At 57.1% G+C, this 14,363-nt stretch carries 13 protein-coding genes and 1 pseudogene; 5 read left to right on the top strand and 9 right to left on the bottom strand.

What is annotated here, in order from left to right:
- Positions 1 to 191 precede the first annotated feature (191 nt).
- Complete coding sequence (gene bhsA / locus ACMGG1_RS01565) at positions 192 to 452, top strand: multiple stress resistance protein BhsA (protein ID WP_020837147.1); 261 nt, start codon at positions 192 to 194, stop codon at positions 450 to 452.
- A 56-nt stretch (positions 453 to 508) separates the two neighbouring features.
- Here the strand turns inward: bhsA and ACMGG1_RS01560 are convergent, their stop codons facing one another.
- Positions 509 to 1,426 (bottom strand): LysR family transcriptional regulator, encoded by a 918-nt coding sequence (locus ACMGG1_RS01560; protein WP_409325640.1) that lies wholly within the window; start codon positions 1,424 to 1,426, stop codon positions 509 to 511.
- A 128-nt stretch (positions 1,427 to 1,554) separates the two neighbouring features.
- Between ACMGG1_RS01560 and ACMGG1_RS01555 the strand changes: the two are divergent.
- Positions 1,555 to 2,304: pseudogene (locus ACMGG1_RS01555) on the top strand (3-oxoacyl-ACP reductase family protein).
- 67 nt (positions 2,305 to 2,371) lie between these two features.
- Here the strand turns inward: ACMGG1_RS01555 and ssb1 are convergent.
- Positions 2,372 to 2,908 (bottom strand): single-stranded DNA-binding protein SSB1, encoded by a 537-nt coding sequence (gene ssb1, locus ACMGG1_RS01550; protein WP_020837150.1) that lies wholly within the window; start codon positions 2,906 to 2,908, stop codon positions 2,372 to 2,374.
- A gap of 277 nt (positions 2,909 to 3,185) precedes the next feature.
- On the opposite strand from ssb1, the gene uvrA reads away from it, so the two are divergent.
- Positions 3,186 to 6,017, top strand: a complete 2,832-nt coding sequence (gene uvrA, locus ACMGG1_RS01545; protein WP_142816294.1) for an excinuclease ABC subunit UvrA — start codon at positions 3,186 to 3,188, stop codon at positions 6,015 to 6,017.
- 224 nt (positions 6,018 to 6,241) lie between these two features.
- A complete protein-coding gene (locus ACMGG1_RS01540; protein ID WP_020837152.1) occupies positions 6,242 to 7,294 on the top strand; it encodes an NAD(P)-dependent alcohol dehydrogenase in 1,053 nt (350 codons plus the stop codon).
- Between the two features lie 34 nt (positions 7,295 to 7,328).
- Here the strand turns inward: ACMGG1_RS01540 and maa are convergent, their stop codons facing one another.
- From maa to ACMGG1_RS01515, 5 genes are all read right to left on the bottom strand, one after another.
- Positions 7,329 to 7,886, bottom strand: coding sequence for a maltose O-acetyltransferase (gene maa, locus ACMGG1_RS01535; protein WP_142816292.1), 558 nt, complete (start codon positions 7,884 to 7,886; stop codon positions 7,329 to 7,331).
- A 169-nt stretch (positions 7,887 to 8,055) separates the two neighbouring features.
- On the bottom strand, positions 8,056 to 8,409 hold the full coding sequence (locus ACMGG1_RS01530; protein ID WP_020837154.1) for an MmcQ/YjbR family DNA-binding protein: 354 nt from the start codon (positions 8,407 to 8,409) through the stop codon (positions 8,056 to 8,058).
- 4 nt (positions 8,410 to 8,413) lie between these two features.
- Positions 8,414 to 8,830, bottom strand: coding sequence for a secondary thiamine-phosphate synthase enzyme YjbQ (locus ACMGG1_RS01525; RefSeq protein ID WP_017894193.1), 417 nt, complete (start codon positions 8,828 to 8,830; stop codon positions 8,414 to 8,416).
- Between the two features lie 127 nt (positions 8,831 to 8,957).
- On the bottom strand, positions 8,958 to 10,151 hold the full coding sequence (locus tag ACMGG1_RS01520) for an amino acid aminotransferase (protein WP_261287010.1): 1,194 nt from the start codon (positions 10,149 to 10,151) through the stop codon (positions 8,958 to 8,960).
- 80 nt (positions 10,152 to 10,231) lie between these two features.
- On the bottom strand, positions 10,232 to 10,699 hold the full coding sequence (locus tag ACMGG1_RS01515; RefSeq protein WP_020837156.1) for an Lrp/AsnC family transcriptional regulator: 468 nt from the start codon (positions 10,697 to 10,699) through the stop codon (positions 10,232 to 10,234).
- A gap of 214 nt (positions 10,700 to 10,913) precedes the next feature.
- On the opposite strand from ACMGG1_RS01515, the gene ACMGG1_RS01510 reads away from it, so the two are divergent.
- Entirely contained in the window at positions 10,914 to 11,681 is a 768-nt protein-coding gene (locus ACMGG1_RS01510) for a transporter substrate-binding domain-containing protein (protein ID WP_414161112.1), read from the top strand.
- 42 nt (positions 11,682 to 11,723) lie between these two features.
- Here the strand turns inward: ACMGG1_RS01510 and alr are convergent, their stop codons facing one another.
- Both alr and dnaB read right to left on the bottom strand, forming a co-directional pair.
- Positions 11,724 to 12,803 carry an alanine racemase gene (alr, locus tag ACMGG1_RS01505; RefSeq protein WP_048759934.1) on the bottom strand — a complete coding sequence of 360 codons (1,080 nt, stop codon included), beginning with the start codon at positions 12,801 to 12,803 and terminating at the stop codon, positions 11,724 to 11,726.
- A 17-nt stretch (positions 12,804 to 12,820) separates the two neighbouring features.
- On the bottom strand, positions 12,821 to 14,245 hold the full coding sequence (dnaB, locus tag ACMGG1_RS01500; RefSeq protein WP_020837159.1) for a replicative DNA helicase: 1,425 nt from the start codon (positions 14,243 to 14,245) through the stop codon (positions 12,821 to 12,823).
- Positions 14,246 to 14,363 lie beyond the last annotated feature (118 nt).

Below are 14,363 nucleotides of genomic sequence, written 5' to 3'. Positions count from 1 at the left end.
GGCTTCAGGTTAAAGGGTAGTGGTGAATTATCCCACCCGCCAACAAGGTCATCTGTCGCTCAAAAATAAATCAATAAATTTGACAGAGATACTCAAAACTCTCCGATTTTCTCTTTGGGCATGACGGCCTATTATCTAACACATCGAGAGACAACAGCCTCTCACCTAAAAAATACCCTGAGGATTGAATCATGAAAAACATCAAATTTTTTGCTACCGCTCTGCTGCTGACTACCGCTTCTTTCGCCAGCGTTGCCGCTGACCAACCCGCTAACCAGCCTGCGGCCGGTGCCCAGAAAATCGGTGTGGTTTCCGTGAGCGGCGCTTCTAACCTGAGCACGCTGGAAAATGAACTGGCCAGCAAAGCCGCTGCATCCGGTGCCAGCTCTTACCGCATCATCTCCGCCGGTGGCCAGAACAAACTGTATGGCACCGCAGAAATCTTCAACTGATCGTCAGACAGTAAACTGACGGAAGAAAAAAGCCCCGCAAGGGGCTTTTCTCGTTTCTAGCGAGCATCAAACCTCGCCGCCAGCTTCTGCAGCCGAAATTGTTCGATCATGAAATCAACAAACACTCGGGTTTTGGTCGGCAGGAACTTGGTGGTGGGGAAATACAGGTGCACGCTGCCGCGATCGACATACCAACCCGACAATACCCGCACCAGTCGACCGCTTTCCAGATAAGGCAAGGCGTTCGGCATGGCGATCAGCGCGATCCCCAACCCCATTTCCGCCGCCTGCGCTGCGGCATCCGGTTCATTTACCGTCATTTTGATTTCCATCGACGGCGCTCGCTGTTCATTCTCCGCATTACGCAGCGGCAGATTACGGATCCGCCCGGTTTGCGGTGAGCGGATAAAAATGCCCGCATGATTCATCAACTGTTCCGGCTGCCGGATGGCAGTGTTGCGCTGCAGATACGCTGCAGAAGCCACCAGGACGCCGTGGGCTGGAGCCAGTTCACGTGCAATCATGCCCTGCGCCAATTCGATACCGCCCCCCATTGCAGCATCAAAATGCTCACCAATCAGATCCACTTTGCGGTTGTCGAAATGCCAGTCGGGGACAATTGCCGGGTACCGCTCCAGAAAGTCGGGCAGCATCGGCATGACAAAATGCAGGCCGAACGCCGTCCCCATGCTGACCTTCAGCGTACCGGCCGCCACGCCGCCGCTGCTGCTTATCCCCTTTAGTGCGCACTGGATCGACAACAGGCCGCCGCTGACCTCCTGCAAAAAACGTTCGCCCTCTTCGGTCAGGATCAATTTGCGCGTATTGCGCTGGAAAAGCCTTACCCCGACGATCGTCTCCAGCTTGGTCACGTTCTTCCCGACGGCCGCAGAGCTGATGCCCAGCTTGCGCCCGGCAGCGGAAAAACTGCCGTTCTCTGCGCTGCAAACAAAACATTCCAGGTGGCCAAGCATGGTTGCTCCTGTTGATTTCAAACCCACGGTTTAAGCTGATTATAGCTCTTTGTGGCTAGTGGCGACCCGGTGTTTCCCAGATACTGATCCGGTAGATGTTTAACCTCACCCCACTCTGGAGAAGCACCATGACAACAGCACATCCTCTGCAAAACAAAGTCGCATTTATTCAGGGCGGCTCACGCGGCATTGGTGCCGCCATCGTTAAGCGCCTGGCACGTGAAGGCGCCACCGTAGCCTTCACCTACGTCGCCTCCGCCGAAAAAGCAGACGCCCTGGTGGCCGAAATCAGCGCCACCGGCGGTAAAGCGCTCGCCATCAAGGCCGACAGTGCCGATGCCGCGGCCCTGCAACAAGCGGTACGCCAGGCAGTAAACAGCCTGGGTAATCTGGACATTCTGGTGAACAACGCCGGCGTGCTTGCGATGGGCAGTACCGAAGAGCTGCCGCTGGAAGATCTTGATCGCACGCTGGCTGTCAACGTGCGCAGCGTATTTGTCGCCAGCCAGGAAGCGGCGCGCCATATGAATGACGGTGGCCGAATCATCAATATTGGCAGCACCAACGCTGAACGCATGCCCTTTGCCGGCGGCGCAGTTTATGCCATGAGCAAATCCGCGCTGGTTGGTCTGACCAAAGGCATGGCGCGCGATCTGGGCCCACGCGGCATCACCGTCAATAACGTGCAACCCGGCCCGGTCGATACCGACATGAATCCGGCCAGCGGTGATTTCGCCGAATAGTTAAAAGCCATGATGGCCATCAGCCGTTACGGTAAAGATGAGGAGATCGCCAGCTTTGTCACTTACCTCGCCGGTCCGGAGGCGGGCTATATCACCGGCGCCAGCCTGAGCATCGACGGCGGTTTTTCGGCTTAAATGTTCTGATTCTGAAAAGCAAAAAGCCCCTTTCGGGGCTTTTTTTTGGGCTTAGGACAACCTGATATCAGAAAGGAATATCGTCGTCGAAGTCCATTGGCGGTTCATTGCTGCTGGCTGCCGGTGCGTTGTTCTGCGCCGGGCGCGCCTGCTGGCCACCGCTGAACTGGTTGCCGCCTTGTGGCTGCTGAGGTTGACCCCAACCGCCCTGGCCGCCGGAAGCCTGACCACCGCCTGCCGGTGCGCCACCGCCTTGACGGCCGCCCAGCATCTGCATGGTGCCGCCAACGTTAACCACAACTTCGGTGGTGTATTTTTCTACGCCGGCCTGATCGGTCCATTTGCGAGTCTGCAGCGCGCCCTCGATGTACACCTGGGAACCTTTACGCAGATATTCGCCCGCCACTTCAGCCAGCTTGCCGAACAGCACAACGCGGTGCCACTCGGTCTTTTCTTTCTGCTCGCCAGTCGCCTTGTCACGCCAGCTTTCGGAGGTTGCCAGGGTAATGTTGGCCACTGCACCGCCATTCGGCATGTAACGGACTTCCGGGTCTTGGCCCAGATTCCCGACCAGAATTACTTTGTTTACGCCTCTGCTGGCCATGAGAACTCTCCTGATGATTGATTTTTACACAGTATAAACGAGTAAGTTTAACACGCTCAGCCTGAAACGACACCCGTGTTGATTACTGCGTGCTGTATTCCGGAATTGTCCTTTCGATCGACCTGTTTGCATTCGTGTACTGGATATTCATTCAGGTTTTTTTGTGTCATAATTATGCGTTTCGTACTGGCTGTGCCGGTTTTTTGCGCGTTCGATCACATAATCGTGCGTAAATCACCCAGACAGGCGCGGTGTATCATCAAGACGGGAAGTGTAAATGGACAATATCGAAGTTCGTGGTGCTCGAACCCATAATCTCAAAAACATCAACCTGATTATCCCGCGTGACAAGCTGATCGTCGTCACCGGTCTGTCCGGTTCAGGCAAGTCCTCGCTGGCCTTTGATACCCTGTATGCCGAAGGGCAGCGTCGCTACGTCGAATCGCTCTCCGCCTATGCACGCCAGTTCCTTTCGCTGATGGAAAAACCGGACGTCGACCACATTGAAGGTCTGTCACCGGCAATTTCCATCGAGCAGAAATCGACCTCGCATAACCCGCGATCCACGGTCGGCACCATCACCGAGATCCACGATTACCTGCGTCTGCTGTTTGCCCGCGTCGGCGAACCGCGTTGCCCGGATCACCATGTCGAACTGGCGGCGCAGACCGTTAGCCAGATGGTGGATAACGTGCTCAGCCAGCCGGAAGGCAAACGCCTGATGCTGCTGGCCCCGGTGGTAAAAGACCGCAAGGGCGAGCACACCAAAACGCTGGAAAACCTCGCGAGCCAGGGCTATATCCGTGCGCGCATCGACGGCGAAGTGTGCGATCTTTCCGATCCCCCGAAGCTGGAGTTGCAGAAAAAGCACACCATCGAAGTGGTGGTCGATCGCTTTAAAGTGCGTGATGATCTGTCGCAGCGTCTGGCGGAATCCTTCGAGACCGCGCTGGAGCTGTCCGGCGGCACCGCCATTGTGGCTGATATGGACGACGAAAAAGCGGATGAGCTGCTGTTTTCTGCCAACTTCGCCTGCCCTATCTGCGGCTACAGCATGCGCGAACTCGAACCGCGCCTGTTTTCGTTCAACAACCCGGCTGGCGCCTGCCCAACGTGCGACGGTCTGGGCGTACAGCAGTTCTTCGATCCGGAACGCGTAGTGCAAAACCCCGAGCTTTCGCTGGCCGGCGGTGCCATTCGCGGTTGGGATCGTCGCAACTTCTACTACTTCCAGATGCTGCGCTCGCTGGCAGAGCATTACGCGTTTGACGTTGAAGCGCCTTTCAACAGCCTGGACGCCAACGTGCAGAAAGCGGTGCTCAGCGGCTCCGGTAAAGAATCGATCGAATTCAAATACATCAACGATCGCGGTGACACCACCGTGCGCCGCCATCCGTTCGAAGGCGTGCTGCACAACATGGAGCGCCGTTATAAAGAAACCGAATCCAGTGCGGTGCGCGAAGAGCTGGCGAAGTTTATCAGCAACCGCCCTTGTGCCTCGTGCCACGGCACCCGTCTGCGCGAAGAAGCGCGAAACGTGTTCGTTGAAGACACCACGCTGCCGGAAATTTCCGATCTGAGCATCGGCCATGCGATGGCCTTCTTCCAGAACATGAAGCTCAGCGGCCAGCGCGCCAAGATCGCCGAGAAAGTGCTGAAAGAGATTGGCGATCGCCTGAAGTTCCTGGTGAACGTCGGCCTGAACTACCTGTCGCTGTCGCGTTCGGCGGAAACCCTCTCCGGCGGTGAAGCGCAGCGTATCCGTTTGGCCAGCCAGATTGGCGCCGGCCTGGTGGGCGTGATGTACGTGCTCGATGAGCCGTCAATCGGCCTGCATCAGCGCGACAACGAACGCCTGCTGGAAACCCTGATCCATCTGCGTAACCTCGGCAATACGGTGATCGTGGTGGAACATGACGAAGACGCCATCCGCGCCGCCGACCATGTCATCGACATCGGTCCCGGTGCCGGCGTGCACGGCGGTCAGGTAGTGGCGGAAGGCACCGTCGAAGACATCATGGCGCAGCCTGAGTCCTTGACCGGCCAGTTCCTCAGCGGCAAACGCGAGATTGCCATTCCGGAGCAACGCGTACCGGCGGACCCGACCAAGGTGCTGAAACTGAGCGGTGCTCGCGGTAACAACCTGAAGGACGTGACGCTGACGCTGCCGGTGGGGCTATTTACCTGCATTACCGGGGTATCCGGCTCCGGCAAATCCACGCTGATCAACGACACGCTGTTCCCGATCGCCCAGCGCCAGCTCAACGGTGCCACTATCGCCGAACCGGCGCCGTTCCGCGAAGTGACCGGTCTGGAGCACTTCGACAAGGTGATCGACATCGATCAAAGCCCGATCGGGCGCACTCCGCGTTCCAACCCGGCGACCTACACCGGCATCTTCACTCCGGTGCGTGAGCTGTTCGCCGGCGTGCCGGAATCGCGCAGTCGCGGTTACAACCCGGGCCGCTTCAGCTTTAACGTCAAGGGCGGCCGCTGCGAAGCCTGCCAGGGTGACGGTGTGATCAAGGTGGAAATGCACTTCCTGCCGGACATCTATGTGCCGTGCGACCAGTGCAAAGGCAAACGCTATAACCGCGAAACGCTGGAAGTGAAGTACAAAGGCAAAAGCATCCACGAAGTGCTGGAGATGACCATCGAAGAGGCTCGTGATTTCTTCGACGCGGTACCGGCATTGGCGCGTAAGTTGCAAACCTTGATTGAAGTCGGCCTGTCGTACATCCGTCTCGGCCAGTCGGCGACCACGCTGTCCGGCGGGGAAGCGCAGCGCGTCAAGCTGGCTCGTGAGCTGTCAAAACGCGGTACCGGTCAAACGCTGTACATCCTGGATGAGCCGACCACCGGGCTGCACTTCGCCGATATTCAGCAACTGCTGGCGGTGCTGCATCAACTGCGCGATCAGGGCAATACCATCGTGGTGATTGAGCACAACCTGGACGTGATTAAAACCGCGGACTGGATTGTCGACCTGGGGCCGGAAGGTGGCAGCGGCGGCGGTGAGATCCTGGTTGCCGGCACGCCGGAAACCGTGGCTAATTGCGAAACGTCGCACACCGCGCGCTTCCTTAAGCCGTTACTGAAGAAGAAATAATCCCCTGCCAGGCGGGTCGTTACTGTAGCGGCCCGCACGCTTACCCGTTTCGGTCAAATTGAACAGAAACAGGCAAGATTTAGACATTTTCAGGCATTTCCCTCCCTGCTCTCAGCTTTTATCATCAATGTTCCCTCTGTGGCCCTTTGCCGTGCTCAGGCCACGTCCACCGGCACCCTACTGCCGGAAGCCGTTCCCCCCATACACTGATGACTGGAGTTACCATGAACATTACGCACGCCTATGCCGCGCATGACGCCAAATCAGCGTTAGTTCCTTTTGATTACACGCCGCGTACCTTGCGCGACCACGATGTGCAAATCAAGGTTCTGTTCTGTGGCGTCTGCCATTCGGATTTACACCAGGCCCGCAACGAATGGAACAACACCCTTTTTCCGGTGGTTCCCGGCCACGAAATTGTGGGGCGCGTGAGCGCCGTCGGCAACCATGTGTCACGCTATCAGGTCGGCGATTTGGTCGGCGTGGGCTGTATGGTGGACTCCTGCCGCAGCTGTCCGAGCTGTGACGAGGGTCTGGAGCAATATTGTGAAAATGGGTTTACCGGCACCTATAACGGTGAGGATCGACAAACCGGCGCCACCACCTACGGCGGCTACTCCACCGATATGGTAGTAGATCAGGACTTTGTACTTCGCGTACCGGAAAACCTCGATCCTGCCGGTGTCGCCCCCTTGCTGTGCGCCGGTATCACCACCTATTCCCCGCTGCGTCAATGGGGCGCCGGTCCGGGTAAAAAGGTGGGCATCGTCGGTCTCGGCGGGCTGGGGCACATGGGCGTTAAACTGGCCCGGGCGATGGGAGCGCATGTGGTGCTGTTCACGACTTCAGCGTCCAAAGTCGAAGATGCCAAACGCCTCGGCGCTCACGAAGTGGTGATCTCACGCAATCCGGAAGAGATGGCGCAGCACACCAACAGTTTCGATTTTATTCTTAACACGGTGGCGGCCCAGCACGATCTGAACCCGTTCCTCAATCTGCTACGCCGTGACGGCACCCTGACGCTGGTTGGCGCACCGGAGCACGACCATCCGTCACCGCAGGTGTTTAACCTGATCATGAAGCGTCGTCGCATCGCCGGTTCACTGATTGGCGGCATTGCAGAAACCCAGGAGATGCTGGATTTCTGCGGCCAGCACGGCATTACCTCGGATATCGAACTGATCCCGATGCAGCAAATCAATGAAGCCTTCGAGCGGATGCTGAAAAGCGACGTGAAATATCGCTTCGTGGTGGATATCGACTCTTTGCGAGCCTAAGCCTCTCGGGCGCCCACAGCGGCGCCCGATTTTCTTACAGCTGCTTTATCACTCGTGCCGGATTGCCACCGACCACGCAGTTCGCAGGCACGTCCTTGGTCACAACCGCACCGGACGCCACCACCACGTTATCCCCCAGCGTAACGCCAGGATTAATCACCGCACGACCGCCAATCCACACATTATTGCCAATGCGCACCGGCTTGCCGAACTCAGCCCCGCCCACGCGGGTTTCCGCATCCAGCGGATGGGTGGCGGTATAAATATGCACTCCAGGCGCCAGCAGGCAGTTATCACCGATATGCACTTCGCATACGTCGAGGATCACGCAGTCAAAATTGGCGTAGAAATTCTTCCCCAGATAGATGTTGTAGCCGTAATCGCAGCGAAACGTCGGCTCGATAGTGCCCCCCTGATACTGGCCCAGCAGCTCCGCCAATCCCTGTTTACGCAGGTCGCTCTCATCCGGTGACGAATGGTTGTAGCGGTGGATCAATTGGCGTGCGCGCTTGCGCTCGCTGCGCAGCAGTTCGTCGCCGGCGTCGTACAATTCACCGGCAATCATTTTGCGTTTTTCTTCACTCATCGCCATCTCGCGGCATCCTTTGGTATTTCGGCTTATTGATTAAAAAGCCTAGTCTTTCCTCATCCACAATAAAACGGGAACGTTCCCAAAATCGAATCACGATCACAGTTTGGCGGGAAAACAGAAGAAATAAACGAAGGACTCAGGCAGGCGCTACACCTGCCGTTATCTATGGTTAGGCGCGCAATTCCTGGCGCACATGGTCGGGTAACCCTTCCAGCACCAGCTGATAGGAACTGTCGATCAACGTATAGAACTGCGAGTTCGGCAGATTGCCATCAAGAAAGACCGTATTCCAGTGTGCCTTGTTCAGACCGACGCAGGGGACGATCTCCGGGTGATGCTCCCGTAGGCTTTCCGCCAGTTCCGGGCTGGATTTTACCGCCAAAGCAGGTCGCCCCTGTACCTCGCACACCATGGCGAACATAACGTCGCCGACTTTGATCTGGCTGGCCTGCCACTGGTTCTGGTCGCTCTGTTCCGCGCCCGGCTTCGCCATGCAGTATTCCAGCAGTGCTGTGTTATTCATTGGGTTATTCCCCCTGTAACGTGGCCACAACCCGGCGTGAACCGCCGTGGATGCGGTGCTCCCCCAGCCAAATTCCCTGCCATGTGCCCAGCATCAGCCGCCCGTGACCGACAGGCAGCGTCAACGACGTGCCCAACAGAGAGGATTTGATGTGCGCCGGCATGTCGTCCGGCCCTTCGTAGTCATGCTGATAGGGTGCGTTCTCTGGCACCTGACGCAGGAAATGCTGCTCCATGTCGGCTCGCACCGTAGGATCGCAGTTCTCGTTCAGCGTCAGCGAGGCCGAGGTATGCTGCAATAACAGATGCAGCAGGCCAGTTTGCAGGCGGTGTAAGTGGGTTAGCTGGTCAGTAATCTCTTCGGTAACCAGATGAAAACCACGCGCTTTTGCGCTGAGGATTAGCGTTTGCTGATGCCACATAAGTGAGCGCCCCTCAATCAGTATATTCTCTATCCAGTTTGCGGCAACTCTGGCGGCAAACCGACAACAAAAAAGGAGCGATATCGCTATCGCTCCCTGGACTAACGTCAGTTTACCCTAACAGCTTTTACTGCACGGCGGCAAACGCCTCGGCCACCTGATGCACGTTGTGGTGGTTCAGGCCCGCCATGCAAACGCGTCCACTGTGGATCAGGTACACACCGAACTCTTCACGCAGGCGATCAACCTGTGCGGCGCTAAAGCCGGTGTAGCTGAACATGCCGCGCTGTGCCAGCAGATAATCGAAGTTCCGTTGCGGCAGGGCGATTTTCAGCGCTTCCACCAGCGTCTTGCGCATCTCGAGAATACGGGTGCGCATGGTTTCCACTTCGGCCAACCACTGGGCTTTCAGCTGCGCGTCGTTCAGCACCTTAGCCACCACCTGCGCACCGAAGTTCGGCGGGCTGGAGTAGTTGCGACGCACCGTGGCCTTCAGTTGCCCCAACACGCGTCCGGCCGCTTCTTCGCTTTCACACACCACCGACAGGCCGCCGACGCGTTCGCCGTACAGCGAGAAAATTTTCGAGAAGGAATTGCTCACCAGGCATGGCAGACCGGCCGCAGCAATAGTGCGGATAGCGTAGGCATCATCGGCAATGCCGCCGCCGAAGCCCTGATAAGCGATATCGAGGAACGGGATCAGTTCACGCTCGGCGATCACTTTGACCACTTCATCCCACTGAGTGTGGGTCAGGTCGGAACCTGTCGGGTTATGGCAGCACGGGTGCAGCAGTGCGATGCTGTGCTTCGGCAGCTGTTTCAACGCGCTCAGCATGGCGTCAAATTTCACGCCCAGGCTTTCGCTGTCGAAGTACGGATAGGTGTTCACTTTGAACCCAGCGCCGCCAAAGATGGCAACGTGGTTTTCCCAGGTCGGATCGCTGACCCACACCTGCGAATCCGGGAAGTAGCTTTTCAGGAAGTCGGCACCGACTTTCAGCGCGCCGGAACCGCCCACGGTTTGAATGGTGGCGATGCGCCCTTGCTGCAGCATCGGGTGTTCGGCACCGAACAGCAAATGTTGGATCGCCGTGCGGTAAGGCAGCAGACCTTCCATCGGCAGGTACACCGATGCCCCCTGATCCACGCTGTTCAGCTGCGCTTCTGCCGCAGCAACCGCTTTCATCTGCGGGATAATGCCCTGCTCATCATAGTAAAGGCCGATACTCAGGTTAACCTTGTGCGCACGTGAGTCTTTTTTGAATTTTTCCATCAGCGACAGGATCGGGTCACCTGCGTAGGCATCAACATTCTGGAACACGGATTATTCTCCTGGATTATGGTGAGTAGGCACAGCATTACGCTCCTAATATAGACGGAAAAGGCCGTTCAGTTTGAGCTTTATCTCGCAACCGGCAACAAACCATTTTCCTTGATTCGGTTGAGCACCACCGCCGTTTTGATATGCGCCACGCTTTTGTGGCGGGACAGCGTCTGGCTGATCAAATCGTCCAGTGCCGGCAGGTCCGCCACCGCAACCTTCAGCAGATAATCAGCATCGCCGGTGGTTTTGTAAGCGTCAAGAATGGCGTCCACTTCTTCCAGCATTTGGTGGAAACTGTCGATCTGCTCCTGGGCATGGTGGGTCAGACTTACTTCTATCAGGCCAACCAACCCTAGCCCGACGGCCTCCGGTGCCAGTCGCGCGTGGTAACCGCGGATCAGTTGCGCCTGTTCCAGGCTGATACGCCGCCGCGAACACTGGGATGCCGACAGCCCCACCAGATCGCTCAGCTCCTGATTGGTCAGACGGCCATTGGCCTGTAACAGCGTCAGGATTTTCATATCAAAATCGTCAATGTTGTACATAGCCACCTGTAAACTGTGTTAATAAATGTTGACGTTACAGCCTATCAGTTTTTTGACTGTGGATACCCTTCCCGCGCCGAGGTTGTGAAGCGCACAGCAGCAATGCCGGACGTTTCCGCCTGCCAATGGCATAAAAAACGGGTAACTCGCGCAAGTCAGCAACAATGAGCGGTTAAATAGCGCATAAAACCACGAATGTATAATAAGGATGCCGATGAAAAGATTTCTCCCTCTCGCACTGCTGGTTGCCGCCGGAAGCGCCAGCGCACAATCGCATTTGGATAAGGTGATACAACAAGGCACGCTGGAAGTGTGCACCACCGGCGATTACAAACCCCATACCTTCCAAAAAGAAGACGGCAGCTACGAAGGCATTGATATCGCCATGGCGGAATCGCTGGCAAAAAGCCTCGGCGCCAAGGTGAAATGGGTGAAAACCAGTTGGAAAACCCTGACACCGGACTTTGTCGCCGGCAAATGTGATATCGCCATGGGCGGCATCTCAGTCACGCTGCAACGTCAAAAGCAGGTGTTCTTCGCCGACCCGTTGGATACCGACGGCAAGATCCCGTTAGTGCGCTGCACCGACGTGAAGAAATACCGCACCATTGACCAGATCAATAAACCGTCCGTGCGCCTGCTTGAGCCGGCAGGCGGCACCAACGAGGCCTTTGTCCACGCCTATCTGCCCAAGGCCAAACTGACGTTGACCCATGATAATTTGGGGATTTTCCAGCAGTTGGTCGACAAGAAAGCCGATGTGATGATTACCGACGCTTCCGAGGCGCAGTATCAGCAAAAACGCTATCCGAAGCTGTGCGCGGTCAACCCGAAAAAGCCGATGCAGTATGGCGAAAAGGCTTACATGCTGCCGCGTGACGATTTGAGCTGGAAGCTGTATGTGGATCAGTGGCTGCACCTGGCCAAGGCGACCGGCGAGTATCAAAGCATTATCGATCAGTGGTTGGCAGTGAAGAAGTAACTCAATATAACGGGGCCGCTGCCTGGCGGCCCCTCAATGGACTTATTCGCCGATATATTCCATCGCCACGCGCTGCGTCAGTTTGGTAATCAGTTCATAAGCACTGATGCCGGTGCATTCGGCGATGCGTTCGACCGGTAACTCCTGCCCCCACAGCACCACCTCATCCCCGACCTTGTCGGTCGCGTTCGGCCCCAGATCGACCGACATCATGTCCATCGACACCCGGCCCACGATCGGCACTTCACGGCCGTTGAGCCACACCGGCGTACCGGAAGGCGCGCTGCGCGGGTAACCGTCGCCGTAGCCCATCGCCACCACGCCCAAGCGAGTATCACCTTCACTGACCCAGGTGCCGCCGTAGCCTACGGACTCGCCGGCCTTGTGCTCACGCACCGCGATCAGGTTGGACTTGAGCGTCATCGCTGGCTGCAGATCAAACTGGCTGCCGTTGGCGTCCTCCATCGGCGAGACGCCATACAGGATAATGCCTGGGCGAACCCAGTCGTTATGCGCATCTGGCCACAGCAGGGTACCGCCGGAGGCGGCAATAGAACGCTGGCCCGGTTTACCACGGGCAAACTGTTCAAAGCACTGCATTTGTTTGAGCGTGGCATCGGAACCCGGCTCATCGGCACGGCTGAAGTGGCTCATGATATTCACCGGCTGCACCACATTGCGGCAGGCGCTGAGACGCTGATAAAACGCCTCGGCATGCTCAGGGCGGACCCCCAGACGATGCATGCCGGTATCCAGCTTCATCCACACCGGCACCGGACGCGCCAGCGTGGCCTGCTCCAGCGCTTCAAGCTGTTCGATACTGTGTACGGCGGTTTCGATGTTATTGGCCACCAGCACCGGCAGATCCTCGGCCGAGAAGAAGCCCTCGAGCATCAGGATGGGTTTGACGATGCCGCCGGAGCGCAGCTTCAACGCCTCGCCAATGCGGGCCACGCCGTAACAATCGGCATCTTGCAGGGTGTGGGCTGTTTCCAGCAGGCCATGTCCATAAGCGTTTGCTTTCACAACGGCAATCAGGCGACTTTGCGGCGCCTGACGGCGCACCTGTTGCAGATTATGTCGCAGAGCGCGGCGGTCGATTACAGCGGTTGCCGCTTTCATTTCAGTTCCTTAGCTGATTATTCGTCATCATACTGTGGCCCCGCATAGTTATCGAAGCGCGACCACTGGCCGTTAAAGGTAAGGCGTACGGTACCGATTGGGCCGTTACGCTGCTTACCCAGAATAATTTCGGCAATCCCTTTCAGATCGCTGTTCTCGTGATAAACCTCATCACGGTAGATGAACATAATCAGGTCGGCGTCCTGCTCGATGGAGCCGGACTCACGCAGGTCGGAGTTGACCGGGCGCTTGTCGGCGCGCTGCTCCAGGCTTCGGTTCAGCTGCGACAGCGCCACCACCGGTACCTGCAGCTCTTTCGCCAGGGCTTTTAACGAGCGGGAGATCTCGGCGATTTCCAACGTTCGGTTGTCGGAGAGCGACGGAACGCGCATCAACTGCAGGTAGTCGATCATGATCAGGCTGATGCCGTCATGTTCACGGAAAATACGCCGCGCACGGGAGCGCACTTCGGTTGGCGTCAGGCCAGAGGAATCGTCAATGTACATATTGCGCTTCTCCAGCAGGATACCCATGGTGCTGGAAATTCGCGCCCAGTCCTCATCGTCCAACTGGCCGGTACGAATACGGGTCTGATCCACACGTGACAGCGAGGCCAGCATACGCATCATGATCTGGTTGCAGGGCATTTCCAGGCTGAAAATCAGCACGGGCTTGTCCTGCGTCATCGCGGCGTGTTCGCACAGGTTCATGGCGAAGGTGGTTTTACCCATTGCTGGACGGGCGGCGACGATGATCAGATCCGACTTTTGCAAACCGGCGGTTTTCTTATTGAGATCCTGATAGCCGGTATCCACCCCGGTGACGCCATCGTGCGGCTGCTGATACAGCTGCTCAATACGCGCAACGGTATCTTCCAGGATACGCTCGATCCCTTTTGGACCCTCATCTTTGCTGGCACGGTTTTCCGCGATTTGGAATACCCGCGATTCGGCTAAATCGAGCAGATCTTCACTGCTGCGCCCCTGCGGATCGTAGCCGGCGTCAGCGATCTCATTGGCCACCGAGATCATCTCACGCACTACCGCACGTTCACGCACGATATCCGCATAAGCGCCGATGTTGGCAGCGCTTGGGGTGTTTTTCGATAATTCGGCCAGATAGGCGAAGCCGCCGACAGAGTCCAGTTCGCCCCGCTGTTCCAGCGATTCGGACAGGGTGATCAAATCGATAGGCCGACTCATCTCCAGCAGGCGCTGCATCTCGGTAAAGATCAGGCGGTGCGGGCGGCTGAAGAAATCATTGGAGACCACGCGTTCCGCCACGTTATCCCAGCGTTCGTTATCCAGCATCAAACCGCCCAACACTGACTGCTCAGCCTCCAGCGAATGTGGCGGCATCTTCAGCCCTTCCATCTGGCGATCGCGGGGACGTTCTCTGGCTTCGTCTGCGTTTGTTTTGTTGGTTGGTTTTTTTCCTGCCATGAAGCGTATTCTTAATCCGGTTGCGAATGAAGGATCCTGACGCGAGAGTATACGTGATTTTTATCTGTGATTCCTGCGGCATAACCGATGCAAAAAAGGTATCAATCCGCGCGCGGAC

The sequence above is a fragment of the Serratia sp. BNK-12 genome (assembly GCF_047456085.1).
GTDB classification, from domain to species: domain Bacteria; phylum Pseudomonadota; class Gammaproteobacteria; order Enterobacterales; family Enterobacteriaceae; genus Serratia; species Serratia liquefaciens.
Note: the sequence above shows the minus strand (reverse complement) of the source record. Positions and strands in the feature narration are given on the sequence as shown.

Excerpts from the sequence above, each read along its gene's own strand:
- ACMGG1_RS01525 (WP_017894193.1), bottom strand. The coding sequence starts at position 8,830 with ATGTGGCATCAGCAAACGCTAATCCTCAGCGCAAAAGCGCGTGGTTTT.
- alr (WP_048759934.1), bottom strand. The coding sequence starts at position 12,803 with ATGAAAGCGGCAACCGCTGTAATCGACCGCCGCGCTCTGCGACATAAT.
- maa (WP_142816292.1), bottom strand. The coding sequence starts at position 7,886 with ATGGCGATGAGTGAAGAAAAACGCAAAATGATTGCCGGTGAATTGTAC.
- bhsA (WP_020837147.1), top strand. The coding sequence starts at position 192 with ATGAAAAACATCAAATTTTTTGCTACCGCTCTGCTGCTGACTACCGCT.
- ACMGG1_RS01510 (WP_414161112.1), top strand. The coding sequence starts at position 10,914 with ATGAAAAGATTTCTCCCTCTCGCACTGCTGGTTGCCGCCGGAAGCGCC.
- ACMGG1_RS01540 (WP_020837152.1), top strand. The coding sequence starts at position 6,242 with ATGAACATTACGCACGCCTATGCCGCGCATGACGCCAAATCAGCGTTA.
- dnaB (WP_020837159.1), bottom strand. The coding sequence starts at position 14,245 with ATGGCAGGAAAAAAACCAACCAACAAAACAAACGCAGACGAAGCCAGA.
- ssb1 (WP_020837150.1), bottom strand. The coding sequence starts at position 2,908 with ATGGCCAGCAGAGGCGTAAACAAAGTAATTCTGGTCGGGAATCTGGGC.
- ACMGG1_RS01560 (WP_409325640.1), bottom strand. The coding sequence starts at position 1,426 with ATGCTTGGCCACCTGGAATGTTTTGTTTGCAGCGCAGAGAACGGCAGT.
- uvrA (WP_142816294.1), top strand. The coding sequence starts at position 3,186 with ATGGACAATATCGAAGTTCGTGGTGCTCGAACCCATAATCTCAAAAAC.
- ACMGG1_RS01530 (WP_020837154.1), bottom strand. The coding sequence starts at position 8,409 with ATGAATAACACAGCACTGCTGGAATACTGCATGGCGAAGCCGGGCGCG.
- ACMGG1_RS01515 (WP_020837156.1), bottom strand. The coding sequence starts at position 10,699 with ATGTACAACATTGACGATTTTGATATGAAAATCCTGACGCTGTTACAG.